General features: G+C 72.7%; 20 protein-coding genes. 17 read left to right on the top strand and 3 right to left on the bottom strand.

What is annotated here, in order from left to right; translation table 11 throughout:
• Window positions 1-559: 559 nt before the first annotated feature.
• The 15 genes from AB0D49_RS11340 (at window position 560) to der (ending at window position 17,061) form a co-directional block, all read left to right on the top strand.
• Window positions 560-2,521 (top strand): tetratricopeptide repeat protein, encoded by a 1,962-nt coding sequence (locus AB0D49_RS11340; RefSeq protein WP_362754594.1) that lies wholly within the window; start codon window positions 560-562, stop codon window positions 2,519-2,521.
• A 261-nt stretch (window positions 2,522-2,782) separates the two neighbouring features.
• Complete coding sequence (gene ald / locus AB0D49_RS11335) at window positions 2,783-3,907, top strand: alanine dehydrogenase (protein ID WP_362754498.1); 1,125 nt, start codon at window positions 2,783-2,785, stop codon at window positions 3,905-3,907.
• 446 nt (window positions 3,908-4,353) lie between these two features.
• A complete protein-coding gene (locus AB0D49_RS11330; RefSeq protein ID WP_362754495.1) occupies window positions 4,354-5,532 on the top strand; it encodes a ParA family protein in 1,179 nt (392 codons plus the stop codon).
• Window positions 5,517-6,101 carry a hypothetical protein gene (locus AB0D49_RS11325; RefSeq protein ID WP_362754492.1) on the top strand — a complete coding sequence of 195 codons (585 nt, stop codon included), beginning with the start codon at window positions 5,517-5,519 and terminating at the stop codon, window positions 6,099-6,101. Before AB0D49_RS11330 ends, AB0D49_RS11325 begins: the two co-directional genes overlap by 16 nt.
• Before the next feature lie 501 nt (window positions 6,102-6,602).
• Complete coding sequence (locus AB0D49_RS11320) at window positions 6,603-7,586, top strand: segregation/condensation protein A (RefSeq protein ID WP_362754591.1); 984 nt, start codon at window positions 6,603-6,605, stop codon at window positions 7,584-7,586.
• On the top strand, window positions 7,583-8,230 hold the full coding sequence (scpB, locus tag AB0D49_RS11315) for an SMC-Scp complex subunit ScpB (RefSeq protein ID WP_362754489.1): 648 nt from the start codon (window positions 7,583-7,585) through the stop codon (window positions 8,228-8,230). The genes AB0D49_RS11320 and scpB overlap by 4 nt, the downstream gene beginning before the upstream one ends.
• Before the next feature lie 22 nt (window positions 8,231-8,252).
• Complete coding sequence (locus AB0D49_RS11310) at window positions 8,253-9,329, top strand: pseudouridine synthase (RefSeq protein WP_362754486.1); 1,077 nt, start codon at window positions 8,253-8,255, stop codon at window positions 9,327-9,329.
• A gap of 150 nt (window positions 9,330-9,479) precedes the next feature.
• A complete protein-coding gene (locus AB0D49_RS11305; protein WP_362754483.1) occupies window positions 9,480-10,043 on the top strand; it encodes a TIGR03086 family metal-binding protein in 564 nt (187 codons plus the stop codon).
• A 113-nt stretch (window positions 10,044-10,156) separates the two neighbouring features.
• The gene (locus AB0D49_RS11300) at window positions 10,157-10,903 is read left to right on the top strand and encodes an NUDIX domain-containing protein (protein ID WP_362754480.1); all 747 of its coding nucleotides are present in this window, start codon (window positions 10,157-10,159) and stop codon (window positions 10,901-10,903) included.
• Entirely contained in the window at window positions 10,900-11,922 is a 1,023-nt protein-coding gene (locus AB0D49_RS11295) for an ADP-ribosylglycohydrolase family protein (RefSeq protein ID WP_362754477.1), read from the top strand. Before AB0D49_RS11300 ends, AB0D49_RS11295 begins: the two co-directional genes overlap by 4 nt.
• A 137-nt stretch (window positions 11,923-12,059) precedes the next feature.
• Complete coding sequence (locus AB0D49_RS11290) at window positions 12,060-12,569, top strand: YidB family protein (RefSeq protein ID WP_362754474.1); 510 nt, start codon at window positions 12,060-12,062, stop codon at window positions 12,567-12,569.
• Between the two features lie 169 nt (window positions 12,570-12,738).
• Entirely contained in the window at window positions 12,739-13,824 is a 1,086-nt protein-coding gene (locus AB0D49_RS11285) for a prephenate dehydrogenase (RefSeq protein ID WP_362754471.1), read from the top strand.
• A gap of 337 nt (window positions 13,825-14,161) precedes the next feature.
• Entirely contained in the window at window positions 14,162-14,848 is a 687-nt protein-coding gene (gene cmk, locus AB0D49_RS11280; protein ID WP_362754468.1) for a (d)CMP kinase, read from the top strand.
• The gene (locus tag AB0D49_RS11275; RefSeq protein ID WP_362754464.1) at window positions 14,845-15,492 is read left to right on the top strand and encodes a lysophospholipid acyltransferase family protein; all 648 of its coding nucleotides are present in this window, start codon (window positions 14,845-14,847) and stop codon (window positions 15,490-15,492) included. The genes cmk and AB0D49_RS11275 overlap by 4 nt, the downstream gene beginning before the upstream one ends.
• Before the next feature lie 90 nt (window positions 15,493-15,582).
• Window positions 15,583-17,061: a ribosome biogenesis GTPase Der gene (gene der, locus AB0D49_RS11270; RefSeq protein WP_362754461.1), complete on the top strand. Its 1,479-nt coding sequence runs from the start codon at window positions 15,583-15,585 to the stop codon at window positions 17,059-17,061.
• Between the two features lie 60 nt (window positions 17,062-17,121).
• Here der and AB0D49_RS11265 read toward each other — a convergent pair whose 3' ends face one another.
• Entirely contained in the window at window positions 17,122-17,505 is a 384-nt protein-coding gene (locus AB0D49_RS11265) for a hypothetical protein (protein ID WP_362754458.1), read from the bottom strand.
• Window positions 17,506-17,584: 79 nt separating this feature from the next.
• Window positions 17,585-18,367 (bottom strand): hypothetical protein, encoded by a 783-nt coding sequence (locus AB0D49_RS11260; protein ID WP_362754455.1) that lies wholly within the window; start codon window positions 18,365-18,367, stop codon window positions 17,585-17,587.
• 536 nt (window positions 18,368-18,903) lie between these two features.
• On the opposite strand from AB0D49_RS11260, the gene AB0D49_RS11255 reads away from it, so the two are divergent.
• Both AB0D49_RS11255 and AB0D49_RS11250 read left to right on the top strand, forming a co-directional pair.
• Complete coding sequence (locus AB0D49_RS11255; RefSeq protein WP_362754452.1) at window positions 18,904-19,539, top strand: transglycosylase family protein; 636 nt, start codon at window positions 18,904-18,906, stop codon at window positions 19,537-19,539.
• A gap of 70 nt (window positions 19,540-19,609) precedes the next feature.
• On the top strand, window positions 19,610-20,647 hold the full coding sequence (locus AB0D49_RS11250; protein ID WP_362754449.1) for a YafY family protein: 1,038 nt from the start codon (window positions 19,610-19,612) through the stop codon (window positions 20,645-20,647).
• Here the strand turns inward: AB0D49_RS11250 and ctaD are convergent.
• Complete coding sequence (ctaD, locus tag AB0D49_RS11245) at window positions 20,529-22,223, bottom strand: cytochrome c oxidase subunit I (RefSeq protein ID WP_362754445.1); 1,695 nt, start codon at window positions 22,221-22,223, stop codon at window positions 20,529-20,531. The genes AB0D49_RS11250 and ctaD overlap by 119 nt on opposite strands.
• Between the last annotated feature and the right edge of the window lie 302 nt (window positions 22,224-22,525).

The following is a 22,525-nucleotide window of genomic DNA, read 5'->3' as shown; positions in this document are numbered from 1 at the left end:
TGCCCGCAGTTAGAGGGGCGTGGGGATCTGCGCGACCAGCCCGCCATGGAGCGCAGCTGGGTGGCGGCCGGTGTCGCCACGGGACGGGGCGGGGTGTCACTGCCCGCAGCGATGCGGGCACAGGGGGCGCGGGGAACTGCGCGATCGGGCGTCCACGGGCCGCGGTCGAACGAGGCCCCGCGGCCAACAGGGCCGCGGGAAACCGCGCGGCCGGTCACCCACGGCCCGCACCCCGGGGACGGACCCGTGCCGGAGAGACACCCCGGCACACCCCTGGCGCACGGTATGACCATCCGCTGATCCGATCGGGGGACCCGCCCGGCGCTTTGCCGGGGGCCTTGCGGAGGGTGAACTAGGCTCGTCGCGACCAGCCAGGGACAGGCGCAGACGCCGGTGGACGGGAGTGTGGCCCGTGACGGATCAGGCGGTGGACACGGACGGCGGCTCGCCCGCACCGAACGGGCAGACCACGAAGTGCTCCCCGGTCAGCCCGGCGCGGCCGGCCGAGCCGTCGGGACACCCGTCGCAGGACCGTGGATTCCTGGGCCGGACACGGGAGTTGAAGGAACTGCGCGCCGACATCGAGCGCGCCGGACTGGACACCCTCGCCGGGACCAAGGCCCCCCGCGCCCGGGTCCTGCTGATCGCCGGGAAGCCCGGTTCCGGCCGCAGCGCGCTCGCCGGGGAACTGGTCGCGGAGATCGCCGACCGCTACCCGGACGGCGTGCTGCGCACCCGGCTGACCGAGCCGGACGGCACCCCCGTACCCGTCGCCCGCGCCGCCCGTGACCTGCTCACCGCGCTCGCGCTGCCCACCCCGCCCGGTGCCGCCGAGGACGATCTCACCGCCGATCTGCGCGAGGCGCTCACCGGTCGCCGGGCCGTGCTGCTGCTGGACGACGCCGCCGACGCCGAGCAGGTCGACGCCCTGCTGCCGGACACCCCGGAGTGCCTGGTGGTCGCCGTGGCCCGGGGACCGCTCACCGGGATCGCCGATGTCCGCCCGTGCACCCTCGGCGGCCTGGACACCAAGTCCGCCGTGGAACTGCTGTCGCGGCACACCGGCTCCGTACGGATCACCGTCGACCCCCAGGCCGCCGAGGCGCTCGTCGAGGCGTGCCAGGCGCAGCCCGCCGCGCTGACGCTGGCCGGGGGCTGGCTGGCGGCCCGCCCGAAGGCGGCCGTCGCCGACCTCGGCAAGCATCTGCACGCCGAGGGCGACGAGGGCGGCGCGCTGGCCCGGGTCCTGCGGCTGGTGCACGCCTCGCTCCCGGCCCAGGCCGCCCGGATGCTGCGGCTGCTCTCCCTCGCCCCGGCCGGTCTCGCCGACCCGCACACCGCCTCCGCGCTCGCGGGCTGCTCGGTCGGCGGCGCCCGCCAGACACTGGACGACTTCGTGGCGTACGGGCTGCTGCACCGCGCGCCCGGCACCCTGCCGCAGTACGAGGTCCCGGGGTGTCTGCACCCCCTGCTGGTCGCCCTCACCGAGACCCACGACAAGCCCGCCGAACTCCAGCTCGCCCGCGCCCGGATGCTGGAGCGCACGGTACGGCTGCTCCAGTCCTGCCGGGCGATCACCGAGACCGACAACCCCGAGGCGCGCGAGAAGCTCCAGGGCATGCCCCGCGCCCTGCGCTTCCCCACCCCCCGGGCCGCAGCCGAGTGGCTGGGCGGCCGGCGCCCCGCCCTGCTGGCGTCGGCCCGGCTCGCGGTGGCCGACGGTGAGCTGGACACCCTGGCCCGCCGGCTGATGTCCCAGCTGGTCCGCGCGATGGTGGCGCACGTCGGCACACACGCCGCCGCGGCCGACCTGTACGGCGTCCACCGGCTGGTCCTGGATGTCGCCGAGCGGCGCCGACTGCCCCGGGAGCGGGCGGCGGCCCTGCTGAACCTGGGCGATCTGGACGCCCGTACCGGCCGTACGGCGGACGCGCTGGTGCGCTACCGGGCCGCGCTGGACGCCGGACGGGAGGCGAACGACCCGTATGCGACCGGGCGCGCGATGGAATCCGTCGGCGGCGCCCATCTGGAGCTGGGGGACTACGAGCGGGCGGCGGACTGGTTCGGCCGGGCGCTGGCCGAGCGGCTGGCCCGTGGCGAGCGCGCGGACGTGGCCCGGCTGTACGGCCGGATCGCCACCGCCCACACCTACGCGGGCCGCTACGGCGAGGCGCAGCGCGGCTGGCGGGCGGCGCTCGCCGGGTACCGCAGGCTGGACGACGTGGGCGCCTACGCGCGGGCGCTGAGCGAGCTGGCCCGGGTCCAGGAGTACGCGGGACGGCCCGAGGAGTCGCTGCGCACCTGCCAGGAGGCGGTGGAGTGGGCGCGCCGCGCCGACGACACCCGGCTCCAGGCCGCACTGCATCTGCGGCTCGCCGACACCCTCCAGCATCTGGGCGACACCACGGCCGCCGGACTGCACCGCGGTGCGGCCGAGCGCATGCTGGGGGAGGACACCCCGGGTGAGGAGCGGGCGGAGCGGGCGGAGCGGGCGGAGGTGCTGGGAGAGGTCGCCGGATGACGGCACCGCTCGCCGTCACTCCCGCCGTCACACACGCACCACACACGCACCACACACGCTGTCACTCCCGCCTTCACCTGGAACACGGTGCTAATGCCTGCGAAATCCGTAGTACATCCACTGAAGATTGCCTCAATGAAAGGCTAGACAGCGGGAACGCCTTCATTAAACTGGCTCTACCGCACGTTCTCTGCGGTGTCTCCCGGTGTGCCCGTGTGTGCCCGGGTATATCGGACAAGCACCCCTTCTGAGCCAAGGACCGTGATCGACGTGAAGGTCGGCATCCCCCGCGAGGTCAAGAACAATGAATTCCGGGTGGCCATCACCCCGGGCGGCGTGCACGAGCTGGTGCGCCACGGCCATCAGGTCGTCGTCGAGCGCGGGGCCGGTCTCGGCTCCTCGATCCCGGACGAGGGCTACGTCTCGGCGGGTGCCGAGATCCTGGACACCGCCGACGAGGTGTGGGCCGCCGCCGACCTGCTGCTGAAGGTCAAGGAGCCCATCGCCGAGGAGTACCACCGGCTGCGCAAGGACCAGGTCCTCTTCACCTATCTGCACCTGGCCGCCTCCAAGGAGTGCACGGACGCTCTGATCGAGTCCGGCACCACCGCCATCGCCTACGAGACCGTCGAGCTGCCGAGCCGCGCGCTGCCGCTGCTCGCCCCGATGTCCGAGGTCGCGGGCCGGCTGGCCCCCCAGGTCGGCGCCTACCACCTGATGCGCCCGGCCGGTGGCCGCGGTGTGCTGCCGGGCGGTGTGCCGGGCGTGACCCCCGCCAAGGCGGTCGTCATCGGCGGCGGTGTCTCCGGCTGGAACGCCACCCAGATCGCCGTCGGCATGGGCTTCGACGTGACCCTGCTCGACCGGGACATCAACAAGCTCCGCGAGGCCGACAAGATCTTCGGCACCAAGGTCAAGGCGGTCATGTCGAACGCCTACGAGCTGGAGAAGGCCGTCCTGGAGGCCGACCTCGTGATCGGCGCGGTCCTCATCCCCGGCGCCAAGGCCCCGAAGCTGGTCACCAACGAGCTGGTCTCCCGGATGAAGCCGGGAAGTGTCCTTGTCGACATCGCGATCGACCAGGGCGGCTGCTTCGAGGACTCCCACCCGACCACCCACGCCGAGCCGACCTTCCGGGTGCACGAATCGGTGTTCTACTGCGTCGCCAACATGCCCGGCGCGGTCCCCAACACCTCCACCAACGCGCTCACCAACGCCACGCTCCCGTACATCGTGTCGCTGGCGGACAACGGCTGGGTCGAGGCGCTGCGCCGCGACCCCGCGCTGGCCAAGGGCCTCAACACCCATGACGGCAAGGTCGTCTACAAGGAGGTCGCCGAGGCGCACGGCCTGGAGCACCTCGCCCTGGAGACGCTCCTCGGCTGACCGGCGGCTCACCACCGACGGACCCCCGGCCCCCGGCGCGCACCCCCGACACGCCGGTGGACCGACCGCGATGCGGCACTGTCAAGCCGTCATCCGGCAAAAGGCGATTCGTCAACACGGTTCGTCAACCCCACACGCCCGGCCGGACCTTGCCCGACAAGGTCCGGCCGGGTGTGTGTATGGTCACTTTGCCGCACTCGGTCAACTCGCCTCGAACGTAACCCTTGAACCGACCTTGGACCGATTCGCACACCTGGGAAACCCACCGTGCGACGGCCGTACGCCCTTGACAGAGGGATGTTTCATTGCCGACACATCCTGCCGGGTCCGGCGGATTGTGTTGCTGCGGACGCCCGACACGCCATAGAGTCGCCAACCGTCGGCATGGTGCCACGCTGACCTGTCGATAAATGTTCCTGGTCACATCCAAGGAGGTAAGACGACTTGTGAATGAGTCGACATTTTCTCCCGGGGGTGGTCAACCAGGAAGCCTCGCGCGGGGCCAGGCTCCCGCGGGGTTCGAGGCTGTCGGCTCCGTAGCGGTGCGCACGTTCGCAGCCCACCAGGGTCACCTCAAGCCTGGGGTGACTCAGTCAGCACACCAGAGCATGGATGGCCATCACGTGAACGCCATGACCGGCGACGGAAGTGGCGTGCCCCACAACCACTTCGCCGACTACGACGTACTGCCCGACGGGCACTTCTACGACCCGGACGCCGAGTACGAGCCCGACCCCGAGTACGCGGCCACCCTCGCGCCCGACGCGGCCCGCCAGCGCCGTGAGCGCGTCGGTCCGACCGGGCGTCCGCTGCCGTACTTCCCCATCCCGGGTCCGCTGACGGACCACGGGCCCGCGAAGATCATCGCGATGTGCAACCAGAAGGGCGGCGTCGGCAAGACCACGTCGACCATCAATCTGGGCGCCGCGCTCGCGGAGTACGGCCGCCGGGTGCTGCTGGTGGACTTCGACCCGCAGGGCGCGCTGTCGGTCGGTCTCGGCGTGAACCCGATGGAACTCGATCTGACGGTCTACAACCTGCTCATGGAGCGGGGGATGTCCGCCGACGAGGTGCTGCTGAAGACCGCGGTCCCCAACATGGACCTGCTGCCCAGCAACATCGACCTGTCGGCCGCCGAGGTGCAGTTGGTCTCCGAGGTCGCCCGGGAGTCCACGCTCCAGCGGGCGCTGAAGCCGCTGCTGCCCGACTACGACTACATCGTGATCGACTGTCAGCCCTCGCTCGGTCTGCTCACGGTCAACGCCCTGACCGCCGCGCACAAGGTCATCGTCCCGCTGGAGTGCGAGTTCTTCGCGCTGCGCGGGGTCGCCCTGCTGACCGAGACCATCGAGAAGGTCCAGGAGCGGCTCAACCCGGAGCTGGAGCTGGACGGCATCCTCGCCACCATGTACGACTCGCGCACGGTGCACAGCCGTGAGGTGCTCGCCCGGGTGGTCGAGGCGTTCGACGACCACGTCTACCACACGGTCATCGGCCGCACGGTCCGCTTCCCGGAGACCACGGTCGCCGGTGAGCCGATCACCACCTACGCCTCCAACTCCGTCGGGGCCGCCGCCTATCGCCAGCTCGCCAGGGAGGTGCTCGCCCGGTGTCACGCCGAGTGAGTCTGCCGGGGGCCGACGAACTCTTCCGTACGACAGGGGGCATGGCGCTCCAGCCGTCCACCCCGCGGCGCGGGGCGGGCGGTGAGGCCCGGGTGCCGGCGCCGGCCGGGGAGAGCGACCCGCAGGCCGCCGAGGACGCCCCGCACTCCGTGCCCGCCCAGGGCGGCGACGGCGAGGGGCCCGAGCATGTGGCCGCGGGCGCCGAGCCCGAGACCGAGGCGCGGGGGCGTGAGCGGGACCGCGAGCGGGGCGCCCGCCGGGGCGCCACGGCCGCGCAGGAAGGTTCACCCGCCGGGAACACCGCGTCCGGCGCCGCGCCGAAGAAGCGCGGACGCGGCGGCGGCGCACGGCGCCCCAGCGGGCGTGAGCGGCACGACGAGAAGATCACCGTGTATGTCTCCGCCGAGGAACTGATGGACCTGGAGCACGCGCGGCTGGTGCTGCGCGGCGAGCACGGGCTGGCGGTGGACCGCGGCCGGATCGTCCGCGAGGCGGTCGCCGTGGTCCTCGCGGACCTGGAGACGCGGGGGGACGCCAGCATCCTCGTACGACGGTTGCGCGGGCGGTAGGGGTAGCCTGCGGGGGCTATGACCTCCAGTGACGCTTCTGCCCCCGGTGACAGCCGTGCCGGGCGACGGCGTGCGCTGGGGCGTGGACCCGGGGCCGCGGGTCCCGGGCCCGGGGTGGACGCGGTGGACGGCGGCGATCGGTCGTCCGTCGACGGGCTCGTGGAGCCGGACCCTGCGGAGATGCCCGGACCGCCGGGCCTCCCGGTCGAACCGTCTGGCGGGCCCTGGGCCGGTCAGACCGCCGGACGGCCCGCCGAGCCCTTTGAGCCGGACGTCTTCGGGGCGGATACCTCCGGGAGCGGCGCGTCCGAGGCGGATGCCTTCGAGGCAGGCGCCTCCGAGGTCGTTCTGTCCGAGCAGGAGAGTCCCGCGCCGGATGGCTTCGTTCTGTCCGAGCCGGGGCGTCCCGCGCCGGATGGCTTCGGGCCAGGCGCCCATGACGCCGGAACCCCTGAGCCCGGCGCCCCTGGGCCCGCTGTCCGCGGGGCGGGCGCGCCCGAGCTGGATGCCGTCGAGGCGGGTGTCGCCGAGCCGGGCGCATCCGGGGCGGATCGCCCCGGGCCCGGTGCTTCGGAGGCTCGTGCACCCGAGTCGGCCGCCGCCTTCGAGACACGTGCCACCAAGACAGACGCCCCCGAACCCGACGCCTCCGCGGCGGACGGGGTCGACGGCGACGACGGGGGCTTCACTGTTCGGCTGGCGAACTTCGAAGGGCCCTTCGATCTGCTGCTTCAGTTGATCTCCCGGCACAAGCTCGATGTCACCGAGGTCGCCCTGTCCAAGGTGACCGACGAGTTCATGGTGTACATCCGGGCGATGGGCGCGGACTGGGACCTGGACGAGACCACCGAGTTCCTGGTCGTCGCGGCGACGCTGCTGGACCTGAAGGCCGCCCGGCTGCTGCCCGCCGCCGAGGTGGAGGACGAGGCCGACCTCGCCCTGCTGGAGGCCCGTGACCTGCTGTTCGCGCGGCTGCTCCAGTACCGGGCGTACAAGCGGATCGCGGACATCCTCAGCGGGCGCCTCGACGACGAGGGCCGCCGCTACCCCCGTACCGTCGGGCTGGAGCCGCACCATGCCGAGCTGCTGCCGGACGTGGTGATCAGCATCGGGGCCGAGGGGTTCGCGCGGCTCGCGGTGAAGGCGATGCAGCCCAGGCCCAAGCCGCAGGTGTACGTGGACCACATCCACGCGCCGCTGGTGAGCGTGCAGGAGCAGGCCCGGATCGTGGTCGCCCGGCTGCGGGAGCTGGGCGAGGCCAGCTTCCGGGAGCTGGTGCGGGACACCGACGACACCCTGACCGTCGTCGCCCGGTTCCTGGCGCTGCTGGAGCTGTACCGGGAGAAGGCGGTCGCGCTGGAGCAGGAGAGCGCGCTCGGCGAGCTGCTGGTGCGCTGGACGGGCGGCGAGGCGGGCACCGGGTCGCTGGTCACCGACGAGTTCGACCGGGCGCCCGAGCCACCGAAGGAGGAGAGGACGTCATGACGGACGGTGCCGTGGAGAGCCCGGCGGCGGGAGCGGTCGCCGATCTCGCGCTCAAGCCCGCGCTGGAGGCCGTCCTGATGGTCGTGGACGAGCCCGCGACCGAGGAGCATCTCGCCAAGATCCTCCAGCGGCCCCGGCGCCGGATCGCCGACGCGCTGCGTGAGCTGGCCGACGAGTACACCGCTCAGGGCCGGGGTTTCGAGCTGCGGCTGATCGCCGGGGGCTGGCGGTACTACACCCGGCCCGCGTACGCGGCGGCCGTCGAGGGGTTCGTGCTGGACGGTCAGCACGCCCGGCTCACCCAGGCGGCGCTGGAGACCCTCGCGGTGGTCGCCTACCGCCAGCCGGTCAGCCGCAGCCGGGTCTCCGCGGTGCGCGGAGTGAACTGTGACGGGGTCATGAGGACCCTGTTGCAGCGCGGACTGGTCCAGGAGGCGGGCACGGAACCCGAAACAGGTGCGATCCTGTACACGACGACGCACTACTTCCTGGAGCGGATGGGCCTGCGCGGCCTGGACGAGCTGCCGGAACTCGCGCCCTTCCTCCCGGAGGCGGAGGCGATCGAGGCCGAGACGATGGAAGGGGTGCCGTCGTTCGACCCGGACGCGCCCGACGCCCCGGGCGCAGACGACGCGGACGACTAGACGGAACCAGACGGAACTTTTGATGCGAAGCAGCGGCAGCGGCAACAGCGGCGGGCGCGGTAACCACCGCGGTGCCGGGAACAACAGGGACCAGAAGCAGGGGCAGGGCCAGAGCCAGGGCCGTCCCCGCAAGCCCCGCCCCGAGGAGCGCCGCTACGACGTGGGCCCCGCGGGAACCCAGGACGGGCCGAAGTCCGGGCGCGGCGGCGCGGCCCGTGGCGGCGCCAAGGGCGGCCCCAAGCAGGGCCAGCCCGCGCGGGGCCGTACGGCCCCCGGGCGCTCGCGCGAGTACGAGGCGCGGGCGGAGGAGCGCAACCGGGAGCGGTACGCGGGCAAGAAGGACGTGAAGCCGCCGAAGACCTTCCCGGGCGCCGAGCAGGAGGGCGAGCGGCTCCAGAAGGTGCTGGCGCGGGCCGGTTACGGCTCCCGGCGGGCCTGCGAGGAGCTGATCGACCAGGCCCGGGTCGAGGTGAACGGCGAGATCGTCACCGAGCAGGGCAAGCGGGTCGACCCGGAGAAGGACGAGGTCAAGGTCGACGGGCTGACCGTGGCCACTCAGTCGTACCAGTTCTTCTCGCTGAACAAGCCCGCCGGTGTGGTCTCCACCATGGAGGACCCCGAGGGGCGGCAGTGTCTCGGGGACTACGTCACCAACCGGGAGACCCGGCTCTTCCACGTGGGGCGGCTGGACACCGAGACCGAGGGCGTCATCCTGCTCACCAACCACGGTGAGCTGGCGCACCGGCTGACCCATCCCAAGTACGGCGTGAAGAAGACCTATCTCGCGCACATCGTCGGCCCGATCCCGCGCGACCTGGGCAAGCAGCTCAAGGACGGCATCCAGCTGGAGGACGGGTACGCGCGCGCTGACCACTTCCGGGTCGTCGAGCAGACCGGCAAGAACTACCTGGTCGAGGTCACCCTGCACGAGGGCCGCAAGCACATCGTGCGGCGGATGCTGGCCGAGGCCGGGTTCCCGGTCGACAAGCTGGTCCGGGTCGCCTTCGGCCCGATCACCCTGGGCGACCAGAAGTCGGGCTGGCTGCGGCGGCTGTCCAACACCGAGGTCGGCATGCTGATGAACGAGGTCGACCTGTAACAGCCGTTTCCGTCCGGGCGGCGGACATCAGCGGTGGCGCCTCACGGCCGGTCCTGGAATTCTCCGGGACCGGCCGATGTCTTTCGCCCGCCCGGCCGGTCTGTAGGGAGGACGGAAGCGGGTGCGGGACCACACGGGAGGGAGTGCCGGATGACCGGGACGGGACTGGACGATCCGGGGGAGCTGCTGGAGCGGTCGCTCGCCTACGCGCTGGGCAGCGTGGCCGGGGTGGAGGGGACGAGCCTCGGGCGGGACACGCCGTGCGCCGGATGGGACCTCGGGGCGCTGCTGGGACATCTGGACGACTCCCTGGACGCCCTGTACGAGGGGCTGACGGGCGGGACGATCGGCCTGTTCCCGGGGGCTCCGGAGGCCGCCGCGTGCGGGTTCCGGCGGCGGGCGTGCGCGGTGCTCGGGGCGTGGGCGGCGGGACCGCCGGGGCGGGTGCTGATCGGGGACCGGCCGTTGGGGACCCGGGTGCTGGCCGCGACCGGCGCGGTGGAGATCGCCGTGCACGGGTGGGACGTGGCGCGGGCGTGCGGACGGACCCGTCCGCTGCCGGTGCCGCTGGCCGCCGAGCTGCTGCCGGTCGCCCGCCTGGTGGTCGCGGACGCGGACCGGGGGGTGCGGTTCGCCGCGCCGCTCGCCGTACCGGCCGGCGCGGGGGCGGACGAACGGCTGCTGGCGTTCCTGGGGCGCCGGGCGGGGGACTGACGGCGGGGACCGGCACCAAGGGGGTTGCCGCCGCCTCCGGGACCTCTTTATAGTCGCTCTTTATAGTCGTACTGACTATTAAAGGTGGGGTCCATCGAAGGTGCGGGGTGGCTGTGAGCGGTGGCAGTGGGCCGGGCGGGCTCGACGGATACGACAAGCACGCCTACGAGCCGTTCGCCGTCACCGTCGACCTCGCCGTGTTCACGCTGCGCGCGGACGTCCTTCATGTGCTGCTCGTCCAGCGCGGGCAGGAGCCGTACGCCGGGCGCTGGGCGCTGCCCGGCGGGTTCCTGCTGCCGGACGAGTCCGCCGAGACGGCCGCCCGGCGGGAACTGGCCGAGGAGACAGGGCTGACCGATGTCTCCGGGCTGCACCTGGAGCAGCTGCGCACCTACAGCGAACCCGGGCGCGACCCCCGGATGCGGGTGGTGTCCGTCGCCTTCGCCGCGCTGCTGCCGGGCCCGCCCGAACCGCGCGGCGGCGGCGACGCGGCCCTGGCCCGCTGGGTGCCCCACGCGGACGCCCACGGCCTCGCCTTCGACCACGACCGGATGCTGGCCGACGCCCATGACCGGGTCGGCGCCAAGCTGGAGTACACCTGCCTCGCGACCGCCTTCTGCCCGCCCGAGTTCACGCTCGGCGAGCTGCGGCAGGTCTACGAGAGCGTCTGGGGCACCGCGCTGGACCGGCCCAACTTCCGGCGCAAGGTGCTCACCACCCCCGGCTTCGTCGCCCCCGTGCCCGGCGCCGCCCGGCTCACCGGCGGACGCGGCAAACCCGCGGCGCTCTACCGCGCGGGCCCCGCCACCGCCCTCCACCCGCCCCTGCTGCGACCGTCCCGGGAAGGACACCCCCGATGACCGCGACCACCGTCCGCAAACAGGCCGCCACCGGCTCCCTGCTCGGCCTCGCCCTCGGGGACGCGCTGGGCTTCCCCACCGAGTTCGACGACGTGCCCTCGATCCTCGCCAAGTGCGGGCCCTGGCGGGAGATGGAACTGCCCCGCCCGGCGTTCGCCACCGACGACACCCAGATGACCCTGGCCGTCGGCCGGGCCATACGCACCGCCATGGACCGTGGCGTGCTCGGGCCCGAGACCCTCACCGGGCCGCTGCGCGAGGAGTTCACCGCCTGGTACCACTCACCCGACAACGACCGCGCGCCCGGCCGCACCTGCCTCGTCGCCTGCGAACAGCTCACCGACCCGGACCGCGCCTGGCAGGACGCCAGCCAGATCCACTCCAAGGGCTGCGGCGCCAACATGCGGGTCGCGCCCGTCGGCCTGGTCCCCGGCCTCAGCGACGAACAGCGCGCCGGAGCCGCCCAGTTGCAGGCCGCCCTCACCCACGGCCACCCCACCGCCCTCGCCGCCGCCGACCTCACCGCCCACGCCGTACGGCTGCTCGCCCAGGGCGCCGAACCGACCGGCCTGGTCGGACTGCTCCGGTCGTACGCCTATGACAACCGGGGCCGCTACCACGAGCGGTGGCTCGGCGATCTGTGGACGCGGGGCCAGGACCCGTCCGCCGCGCACTACATCGCCCGCGGCTGGGACGAGTGCCTCGCGGTGCTGGAACGGCTCGGGGACGCCCTGCGGACCGTCTCGCCCGAGACCGACCCCTGTCTCGCCACCGGCGACGGCTGGATCGCCGAGGAGGCGCTCGCCACCGGGCTGCTCTGCTTCCTCCAGTTCGTCGACGAGCCGGTCACCGCGGTGCGCCGGGCCGCCTGCACCCGTGGCGACTCCGACTCGATCGCCGCGCTCGCCGGTGCGTTCGCCGGGGCCCGGTCGGGCGCGGGGAGCTGGCCCGCCGAGTGGGCCGACCGGATCGAGTACCGGGGCGAACTGGTCACGCTGGGCGCCCTCTGGGACGCGTGACGTCACCACGGCACTGACCTGCGGTTCCTTGCCCCGACGGGCCGCCGGGTAGCGGAACGGGACCCGCCACGTGACATTGGCAGAGTCGGGGCCGGAGTCGCGTCCTGCGCCCGGCCGCCCTCTCGAAAGGCACGATCATGGCGGGAAACGATCTCGGTAGCCTGCTCGGCGGTCTGCTCGGCGGCGGTCAGAAGAGCGCCGCCGGAGCGGGCGGCGGGAGCGGTGGGAGCGGTGCCGTGAACATCCTGGGCTCGCTGCTCGGCACGCTGATGGCCGGCAAGACCGGAGCGGCGGGCGGCGCGGCGGGGACCGGCGCCGCGGCCTCCGGTACGGGTGCCGCGGCCTCGGGCGACGGCGCCCAGAACCCGCTGGGCGGGCTGCTGGACATGCTGAAGAAGTCCGGCCTCGTCGACCAGGCGCAGTCCTGGATAGGCCAGGGGCAGAACAAGCCCGTCAGCGGCGCCCAGATCAAGGAGGCGCTGCCCGACGAAACCCTCGGCAAGGTGGCCCAGGAGTCCGGGGTCAGCCCCGACAAGGCCGCCGACGAACTGGCCTCCGTGCTGCCGCAGGCGGTCGACAAGCTCACCCCGCAGGGACAGGTCCCCTCCGGATCGCTGGAGGACATCATCCAGCAGCAGCGGCTCTGAGGACCGTCGAGCCGTACCGGCCCCGGCGCGCGCCGCCCGGCCCCGTCTCACCGGCCGGGCGGCGCGCGTCCGGCATGTCCGCGCTGACTACGCTGGACGGGCGTGAGCCGATGCCCGCCGCCAGGCGACGGCTCCCGTGCCGCAGCCGCCCTTCGCAAGGACACGCCCAGTGAGAACCGCACTCGTCATCGGCACCGGCCTGATCGGCACCTCCGTCGCCCTGGCCCTGGTCCGGCGCGGGGTCACCGTCCATCTCGCCGACCACCACCCCGAGCACGTCCGCACCGCCGCCGCGCTCGGCGCCGGGACCGAGGAGCCGCCCGAGGGGCCGGTCGACCTGGTCGTCGTCGCAGCGCCGCCCGCCCAGGTGGCCGCGGTACTCGGCGACGCCCTGCGGCGCGGCGCCGGACGCGGCTACCTCGACGTGGCCAGCGTCAAGGGCGGACCCCGCCGCGCACTGGAGGCCCAGGGTCTCGACCTCACCGCGTACATCGGCACCCACCCCATGTCCGGCCGGGAGCGGTCCGGGCCGCTGGCCGCCAGCGCCGACCTCTTCGAGGGCCGCCCCTGGGTGCTCACCCCGACCCGGGACACCGACACCGAGGTCCTCAACCTCGCCCTGGAACTGGTCTCGCACTGCGCCGCCGTCCCGGTCGTCATGGACGCCGACGCCCACGACCGGGCCGTCGCCCTGGTCTCCCACATGCCCCACCTGGTCTCCTCCCTGGTGGCCGCCCGGCTGGAGCACGCCGAGGAGACGGCCGTACGGCTGTGCGGACAGGGCATCCGGGACGTGACCCGGATCGCCGCCTCCGACCCGGCGATGTGGATCGACATCCTCTCCGCCAACCCGGGCCCGGTCGCCGATCTGCTCACCGACGTCTCCGCCGACCTCGACGAGACCGTCCGCGCGCTGCGCGCCCTCCAGTCCGCCGACGAGGCCAAACGGCAGGGGGGCGCGGATGGCGTGCGGGACGTGCTGCGGCGGGGCAACGCCGGGCAGGTGCGGGTGCCGGGCAAGCACGGGTCCGCTCCGCGGGCGTACGAGGTGGTGGCGGTGCTGATCGACGACCAGCCGGGGCAGCTGGCGCGGATCTTCGCGGACGCGGGGCTCGCCGGGGTCAACATCGAGGACGTGCGGATCGAGCACGCGACGGGGCAGCAGGCGGGGCTGGTGCAGTTGATGGTGGAGCCGAAGGCGGTCGGTGTGCTGTCGGGGGCGTTGCGGGAGCGGGGGTGGGCTGTGCGGCAGTAGGGGGTTTGGGTGGTCCGGCGTTCCCTGTGCTGGCCGGTGTCGCCGTGGACGTCCGGGGGCTGCCGCCCCCGCGCCCCCGCTTCGGCCCCGAAAGGGCCTCGTCCTCAAACGCCGGACGGGCTGAAGGTGACCGGGCTCGCCATGGAACCGGACGGGCCGGAGCAGCCCGCCGGGACTGACAGGGTGCGGTGGCCTCCTCCTCCGCGGGCCGGACGAGTCAGCCGTACGCAGTAACCTTGTGCAGGGCCCCCGCACGCCCCCGTATCCCGTCCCACCCCGTCACAACCCGTCTCACCCCGCCACAACCCCTCGCACCGCACCAGGAAGGTGTCCCTCCGTGGAAAACGGCGCCGCCCAGCCCGTGATCGTCGCTATCGACGGTCCGTCCGGCACGGGGAAGTCGAGCACGTCCAAGGCTGTCGCCGCCCAGCTGGGGCTCAGCTACCTGGACACCGGCGCCCAGTACCGGGCGATCACCTGGTGGATGGTGAGCAACGGGATCGACACCGACGACCCCTCGGCGATCGCCGCCGCGGCCGGGAAGCCGGAGATCGTCTCCGGGGTGGACCCGGCCGGGCCGACCATCGAGGTCGACGGGACGGACGTGGCCGGGCCGATCCGGACGCAGGACGTGACCGCCAAGGTCAGCGCGGTCAGCGCGGTGCCGGAGGTGCGGGCCAGGATCACCGAGTTGCAGCGGACCATCGCGGCCGGTGCCGGGGGCGGCATCGTGGTCGAGGGCCGGGACATCGGTACGACGGTGCTGCCGGACGCCGATCTGAAGATCTTCCTCACCGCCTCCGCCGAGGCCCGCGCCGCCCGCCGCAGCGGCGAGCTGAAGGGCGCCGACCTCGCCGCCACCCGCGAGGCGCTGGTCAAGCGGGACGCGGCCGACTCCGGCCGCAAGACCTCCCCGCTGGCCAAGGCCGACGACGCCGTCGAGGTGGACACCACCGAGCTGACCCTGACCCAGGTCGTGGAGTGCGTGGTCACCCTGGTCGAGGAGAGGCGAGCCGCGAAGTGACCGAGTCGCCCACCACCCGCAGCGCCGAGATCGGCCGCCGGATCGGCGTGCCGCTGATGTACGGGCTGTTCCGGCCGCGTGTGCTGGGCGCCTGGCGGGTGCCCGCCGCCGGACCGCTGATCCTCGCGGTGAACCACTCGCACAACGTCGACGGTCCGATGGTGATGGGCGTCTCGCCCCGCCCGGTGCACTTCCTGATCAAGAAGGAAGCCTTCATCGGCCCCCTGGACCCGTTCCTGACCGGTATCGGTCAGCTGAAGGTGGACCGGGACAGCACCGACCGGACCGCGATCAGCCGGGCCGTCGGCGTCCTGGAGCAGGGCGGCGTCCTCGGCATATTCCCCGAGGGCACCCGAGGCGAGGGCGACTTCGCCGCGCTGCGCGCCGGACTCGCCTACTTCGCGGTGCGGGCGAACGCCCCCATCGTCCCGGTGGCCGTGCTGGGCAGCGCGGAGCGCAGCGGACGGCTGGTCAAGGCACTGCCACCGCTGCGCAGCCGGATCGACGTGGTCTACGGCGACCCCTTCGACGCGGGCGACGGCAGCGGCAGGCGCACCCGCAAGGCCCTGGACGCGGCCACCGAGCGCATCCAGAAGCAGCTCACCGCCCACCTGGAAAACGCCAGGCGCCTGACCGGGCGCTGAGCGACACTGAGTAGTGGATCAGTTCCGCGGGAACGCCGACGAAGCGGCGGAACACTCCACGATCACCACGATGAACGAGGTACGCACTTCATGAACGACGACATCCACTCCGCGGGCTCGCCGGGCGAGCACGACCACGGAGCGCTCGGCGACGCCGAGTACGCGCGGTTCATGGAGCTGGCCGCCGAAGAGGGCTTCGACGTCGAGGACGTCGAGGGCGCGATCGAAGAGGCGGGCCATGGTCCGCTGCCCGTCCTCGCGGTGGTCGGGCGGCCCAACGTCGGCAAGTCGACCCTGGTCAACCGGATCATCGGGCGCCGTGAGGCGGTCGTCGAGGACAAGCCCGGCGTCACCCGCGACCGGGTCACCTACGAGGCCGAGTGGGCGGGCCGCCGTTTCAAGGTGGTCGACACCGGCGGCTGGGAGCAGGACGTCCTCGGCATCGACGCCTCCGTCGCCGCCCAGGCGGAGTACGCGATCGAGGCCGCCGACGCCGTGGTCTTCGTGGTGGACGCCAAGGTCGGCGCCACCGACACCGACGAGGCCGTGGTCCGGCTGCTGCGCAAGGCGGGGAAGCCCGTGGTGCTGTGCGCCAACAAGGTGGACGGCCCCAGCGGCGAGGCCGACGCCTCCTATCTCTGGTCGCTGGGCCTCGGCGAGCCCCACCCGGTCTCCGCGCTGCACGGCCGGGGCACCGGCGACATGCTGGACGCCGTCCTGGAGGTGCTGCCGACCGCGCCCGCGCAGTCCTTCGGCACCGCCGTCGGCGGTCCGCGCCGGATCGCCCTGATCGGCCGCCCCAACGTCGGCAAGTCCTCGCTGCTGAACAAGGTGGCGAACGAGGAGCGGGTCGTCGTCAACGAGATGGCCGGCACCACCCGCGACCCGGTGGACGAGCTGATCGAACTGGGCGGGATCACCTGGAAGTTCGTGGACACCGCCGGTATCCGCAAGCGGGTCCACCTCCAGCAGGGCGCCGACTACTACGCCTCGCTGCGCACCGCCGCCGCGGTCGAGAAGGCGGAGGTCGCGGTCGTCCTGATCGACGCCGCCGACAGCATCTCCGTCCAGGACCAGCGGATCGTGACGATGGCCGTGGAGGCCGGGCGCGCGATGGTGCTGGCCTTCAACAAGTGGGACACGCTGGACGAGGAGCGCCGCTTCTATCTGGAGCGGGAGATCGAGACCGAGCTGGCCCAGGTCGCCTGGGCGCCCCGGGTCAATGTGTCCGCGCGCACCGGCCGCCATATGGAGAAGCTGGTCCCGGCGATCGAGACGGCCCTCGCGGGCTGGGAGACCCGGGTCCCGACCGGCCGCCTCAACGCCTTCCTGGGCGAGCTGGTCTCGGCCCATCCGCACCCGGTGCGCGGCGGCAAGCAGCCCCGCATCCTGTTCGGCACCCAGGCCGGGACCAAGCCGCCCCGGTTCGTGCTGTTCGCGTCCGGCTTCATCGAGGCCGGATACCGGCGGTTCGTGGAGCGCCGGCTGCGCGAGGAGTTCGGCTTCGACGGGACGCCGATCCACATCTCGGTGCGGGTGCGCGAGAAGCGCGGTACGAAGAAGAAGTAGCCCGGCACGACTGAGGGGCGGTCCGTGGATACGGACCGCCCCTCAGTCGTGCGTCATGGCTCACATGCCCCGGCGCGGTGCCGGTGGCAGGGCCGCCGGGATCTGCCCGACCCGCTGCCAGGGCGACGGCTGGGCGCCGCCCTGTCGCGCGCTGTTGGCCCCCGCGCTGTACGCGCTGTAGCTGCTGCTGAACGAACCGCCGCCGAACAGCCCGCTGCCGAGCCCGTACGACCCGATCCCCGGTGGCAGGTTGCCGAACGCGGTGAACCCCAGCTTCTCCTCACCGCTGCGGTCGCCCGGCAGGGTGCGGAACGACTTGACGTACTCGGCGTAGAGCGCGTCGAAGATCGGTGTGGTGGAGGGGCCGCCGGGGTTGTCCGGGGCCGTTCGGCCGGCGGGGATCGACGGATAGGACGGACGGGACGGAACGTCGTATGCGTGCACGTCTGTACAAACGACCCGAACCGCGAAGAGATGCGGTTACCGGACATACCGAAGAGTGCGGGGCGGGGCGGACGGTCTGTCAGGTGCCCGCGAGGGGCAGCGCGGCGGCGACCAGCTTGCCGTTGGCGGCGGCCTTGTCCAGGGCGTCGCGCAGCAGGTCCTCGCGCGGCTGGCGGCCGATCGAGCCCACCGGGGCCGCGCACATCAGCACCTGCTGGTGCTTGTTGGCGGCGGACCGCCAGCCGTCGGTGACCTGGAGCGGCTGGTGCGCCTGCCACCAGGCCACCGGCTGGCCGCCGGCCGGGCCCGGCTGGAGGACGGCGTGCAGCTGGCCCATCGCCAGCAGTACCGACCAGCCGTGCAGGACCGACGGGACGCTGGACAGTTCGGTGACCGGCATGAAGCCCTGCTCGATCAGCAGCGGCAGGAAGTCGTCGCCGATCCCGCTGGAGCCGGGCCGGACGATCGGCGCGGTCGGCTCCACGACCAGCGCGGGGTGCAGTTCCCCGGCGATCAGCACCAGTCCGCTGGTGACGCCGAGCACGGCCTGCTCGGGGGCGACCTTGTGGGGCTCCAGGTCGGCGGCGACCCCGCCGATGGACCGGACGGCGCCCTGGAGCTGCTCCTCGGTCACCTGGACGATCTGGGAGGGCAGACAGGAGGCGTGGGCGAAGGCGAGGACGGCGGTCTCGTCGCCGATGAACAGCACGGTGCTGGTGCGCTCGTGCTGGGAGTCGCCCGGGGTGCGGCAGGACGTGCAGTCGTAACTGCCCGGGGCGTTGTCTCCGGCGAGCAGCCGGTCGGCTTCTTCGTCGCCGATCTCGGCGCGAACCTCGTCGCTGACATCGAGCATGCGCGGCACGGGTGGCTCCCTCGGGATGCGGTGCGTGGGTCGGGGCCGGTGGGGTGCCGGCCCATGGGTCCGGGTGGCCCCGGGCTCATGAAGCAACAACGGGCGACCTGTGGCGGGGGTCACGCGTGACAGCGGACGGAATCGAACCGGCGGACGCGGTCGGTCACGCCTGGCGCGGAATCGACCACTCATAGTCAAGTACGGGGAATGTCAATGCATTTACGGCGGTGAGGTGTCTCACAGGTTTCGCCCAGGTGTGGTGGATATAGGGCGACATCAGCGAATTAAATGGGTGTCCTGATCTCGCCGCTACCTGGGGTAACGGTCAACTGGCCTGCCCCGACAGGCCGTTCATTGCCTCCGGCTCGCACTTCTCCGTACATTCCTGCGCCGAGTGCACCGAGCACCGTCCGGGTACGTCCGCCACGCACCACCGGCCCTCCGGCCACCGGCCCCACGGCGGACGGGACGGGCATGTCGCACCGCGCCCCCGCGCGGAGCGCGTGCCGCGTCCGGGGACCCCGGGTCCGTGGAGAGGGAACTACATGTCCGAATGTGCCGATACCACCCGCGGCAACGTCCGTAAGACCCGTACGACGGCGGTCCTCGCCGGGGCGGCGCTGCTCGCCCCGCTCGGGCTGCTGGCCGCGACCGGCAACGCCGCGGCGGCGGACGGCGGGGTGTGGGACCGCATCGCCCGGTGCGAGAGCGGCGGCGACTGGGACATCAACACCGGCAACGGCTACTACGGCGGCCTCCAGTTCTCCGCCGGGACCTGGCGGGCGTACGGCGGCACGGCGTACGCGCCCACCGCCGACCGGGCGACCAAGGAACAGCAGATCGCCGTCGCCACCAAGGTGCAGCGCGGCCAGGGCTGGGGCGCCTGGCCCACCTGTTCGGCGAAGGCGGGCGCCTACGGGGCCGCCCCCTCGGCACCGGCCCCTTCGGCATCGGCTCCCTCGGCACCGGCCCCCGCCGCCACGCCGGGCACCTCCACGGAGCGGGTCCAGCCCGCCCGCGCCGCCAGCGGCGGCGGCCACTACACCGTCCGCGCGGGCGACACCCTCAGCGCCATCGCCGACCGCCACGGCACCACCTGGCAGCGGCTGCACGCCGCCAACCGGGACGTGATCGGCGCCGACCCCGATGTGATCGTGCCCGGCCAGCGCCTCGCCGTCTGACCGGAACGGTGAGCGGACCACCGCCGGGACGCGGACCGGCGGTGTCCGTGAGCGCTGGCAGACTCGGGGGATGCTCGACACCTCCGCCCGTCTGCTGCGTCTGCTCTCCCTGCTCCAGACCCGGCGCGAGTGGCCCGGCGCCGAACTGGCCGGGCGGCTCGGGATCACCGCCCGGACCGTGCGCCGGGACGTCGAACGGCTGCGCGCCCTCGGCTACCCGGTGCACGCGAGCCCCGGCACCGGAGGCGGCTACCGGCTCGGCGCCGGCGCCGAACTGCCGCCGCTGCTGCTGGACGACGACGAGGCGGTCGCCGTCGCCGTGGGGCTGCGCACGGCCGCCGGACAGGGCGTCGAGGGCATCGGCGAGACCTCGGCACGGGCGCTGGCGAAGCTGGAGCGGATGCTGCCGGACCGGCTGCGCCGCCGGGTCGGCACACTGCACGCCTACACCGTGCCGATGCAGCACGCCGGCCGCCCCGCCGCCGTCGACCCGGCGCTGCTGAGCGAGCTGGCCGGGCTGTGCCGGGACGCGGAGCGGCTGCGCTTCGACTACGCGGACCACGAGGGGGCCGTCAGCCGCCGCAGCGTGGAGCCGCACCGGCTGGTGTGCAGCGAGCGGCGCTGGTACCTGGTCGCCTGGGACCTGGACCGGTCCGGCTGGCGGACATTCCGCGCCGACCGGATCGTCCCCAGGCCCCCGCACGGACCCCGGTTCCCGCCCCGCGAGCCGCCCGACGAGGACATCGCCGGGTATGTCGCCCGGGGCGTCTCCACCGGCGCCTACCCCACCCGGGCCGTGCTGCGGGTGCTGGCGCCGCTGGAGGAGGCCGCGCGGCAGGTCTCGCCCACCGACGGCACCCTGGAGGCCGAGACCGCGACCACCTGTCTGCTGCGCACCGGCGCCGCCGGCCTCGATGTGCTGGTGGTCCATGTGGTGCTGCTGGGCCTGGAGTTCGAGGTGCTGGAACCCCCGGAGCTGACCGGCGCGATCAGGGCCGTACGGGACCGGCTGGGCCGGGCTCTGGAGCGGGGCGCTGGCCTCTCGCGTACCGGGGATGGTGCAGATCGAACGCCGGGGACTCCGAGCGGATCCGGGGCAGGGTCGTGAAGTTGTGCCGGGGCGGCGGGCAGGAGGTCGCCCACTCCAGGGAACGGCCGTAGCCCCAGGGGTCGTCGACGGTGACCGGTACGCCGTACTTCGTGGTCTTCCAGACGTTGTAGAGGAACGGCAGGGTCGACAGGCCGAGGAGGAACGCGCCGATGGACGACACCATGTTCAGCGCGGTGAAGCCGTCCGCGGCCAGATAGTCGGGGTAGCGGCGGGGCATACCCTCCGCGCCCAGCCAGTGCTGGACCAGGAACGTGGTGTGGAACCCGACGAACAGCGTCCAGAAGTGCGTCTTGCCGAGCCGTTCGTCCAGTATCCGGCCGGTGAACTTCGGCCACCAGAAATAGAACCCGCCGAAGATCGCGAAGACGACCGTGCCGAAGACCACGTAATGGAAGTGCGCGACCACGAAGTACGAGTCGGTGACATGGAAGTCCATCGGCGGGGAGGCGAGGATGACGCCGGTCAGGCCGCCGAAGAGGAAGGTCGCCAGGAAGCCGACCGCCCACAGCATCGGGGTCTCGAAGGAGAGCGAGCCGCCGAGCATGGTGCCGGTCCAGTTGAAGAACTTCACCCCGGTCGGCACCGCGATCAGAAAGCTCATGAAGGAGAAGAACGGCAGCAGCACCGCCCCGGTCGCGAACATGTGGTGCGCCCACACCACGATCGACAGCCCGGTGATCGCCATGGTGGCGCCGACCAGCGCCTGATAGCCGAAGACCGGCTTGCGGCTGAAGACCGGGATGATCTCCGTGATGATCCCGAAGAACGGCAGCGCGATGATGTACACCTCGGGATGGCCGAAGAACCAGAACAGGTGCTGCCACAGCAGCGCGCCCCCGTTCGGCGCCTCGAAGACCCGGCTGCCGAACCGCCGGTCCGCCTCCAGCACCAGCAGCGCCGCCGCCAGCACCGGGAACGCCAGCAGCACCAGGATCGAGGTGAACAGGACGTTCCAGGTGAACACCGGCATCCGGAACATGGTCATGCCGGGCGCCCGCATCCCGAGGATGGTGGTGATGAAGTTGACCGCGCCGAGGATCGTGCCGAACCCGGCCAGCGCCAGCCCCATGATCCACAGATCGGGCCCGACACCGGGCGACCGCTCCAGGCTGTTGAGCGGGGCGTAGGCGAACCAGCCGAACGCGGCCGGACCGTCCGGCACCAGCAGCGAACCGAGCACGATCAGCCCGCCGAACAGGAACAGCCAGTAGGCGAACATGTTCAGCCGGGGGAAGGCCACGTCCGGGGCGCCGATCTGGAGCGGCATCAGCTCATTGGCGAAGCCCGCGAAGCTGGGGGTGGCGAACAGCAGCAGCATGATCGTGCCGTGCAGCGTGAACAGCTGGTTGAACTGCTGGTTGTCCAGGATCTGGAGGCCCGGCCGGGCCAGTTCGGCGCGCATCAGCAGCGCCATCACCCCGGCGATCAGGAAGAACCCGAACGACGTGACCAGATACAGATGGCCGATCTTCTTGTGGTCGGTGGTGGTCAGCCAGTCCACCACCACCCGGCCCCGGTGCCGTCCGCGTACGGTCCGGGCCGCCTCGCGCACGGTCTCCGTCTCCGTCCCCATGGCCCGCTCGCCCCTTCGCTCGCCCCGGCGTCCGCTCACCCGTGTCACCGGCGTGGCGCCCCGGCATTACCGGCCCGCGACAGGCTTCCCGGCCCGTCCGGAAACGGAATGGAATGCGGTACGGGAGCCAGCCTCGCGGAACTCTCCGCACGGCATTTCCGGGGGGCGTACCGACACGCGGGAATTACGTTCGAATGCCCATGGAAGTCGGCTGGATACCGTCATTCGGGTGACCGAGTTCCGATGGAACGCCTGTCGTGATCCTGTGACACAAGCGTGACCGGGCGGGTATCGGTGACCCT

Origin of the sequence: Streptomyces sp. NPDC048290, assembly GCF_040652095.1 — a bacterium.
Classification (GTDB): domain Bacteria; phylum Actinomycetota; class Actinomycetes; order Streptomycetales; family Streptomycetaceae; genus Streptomyces.
Note: the sequence above shows the minus strand (reverse complement) of the source record. Positions and strands in the feature narration are given on the sequence as shown.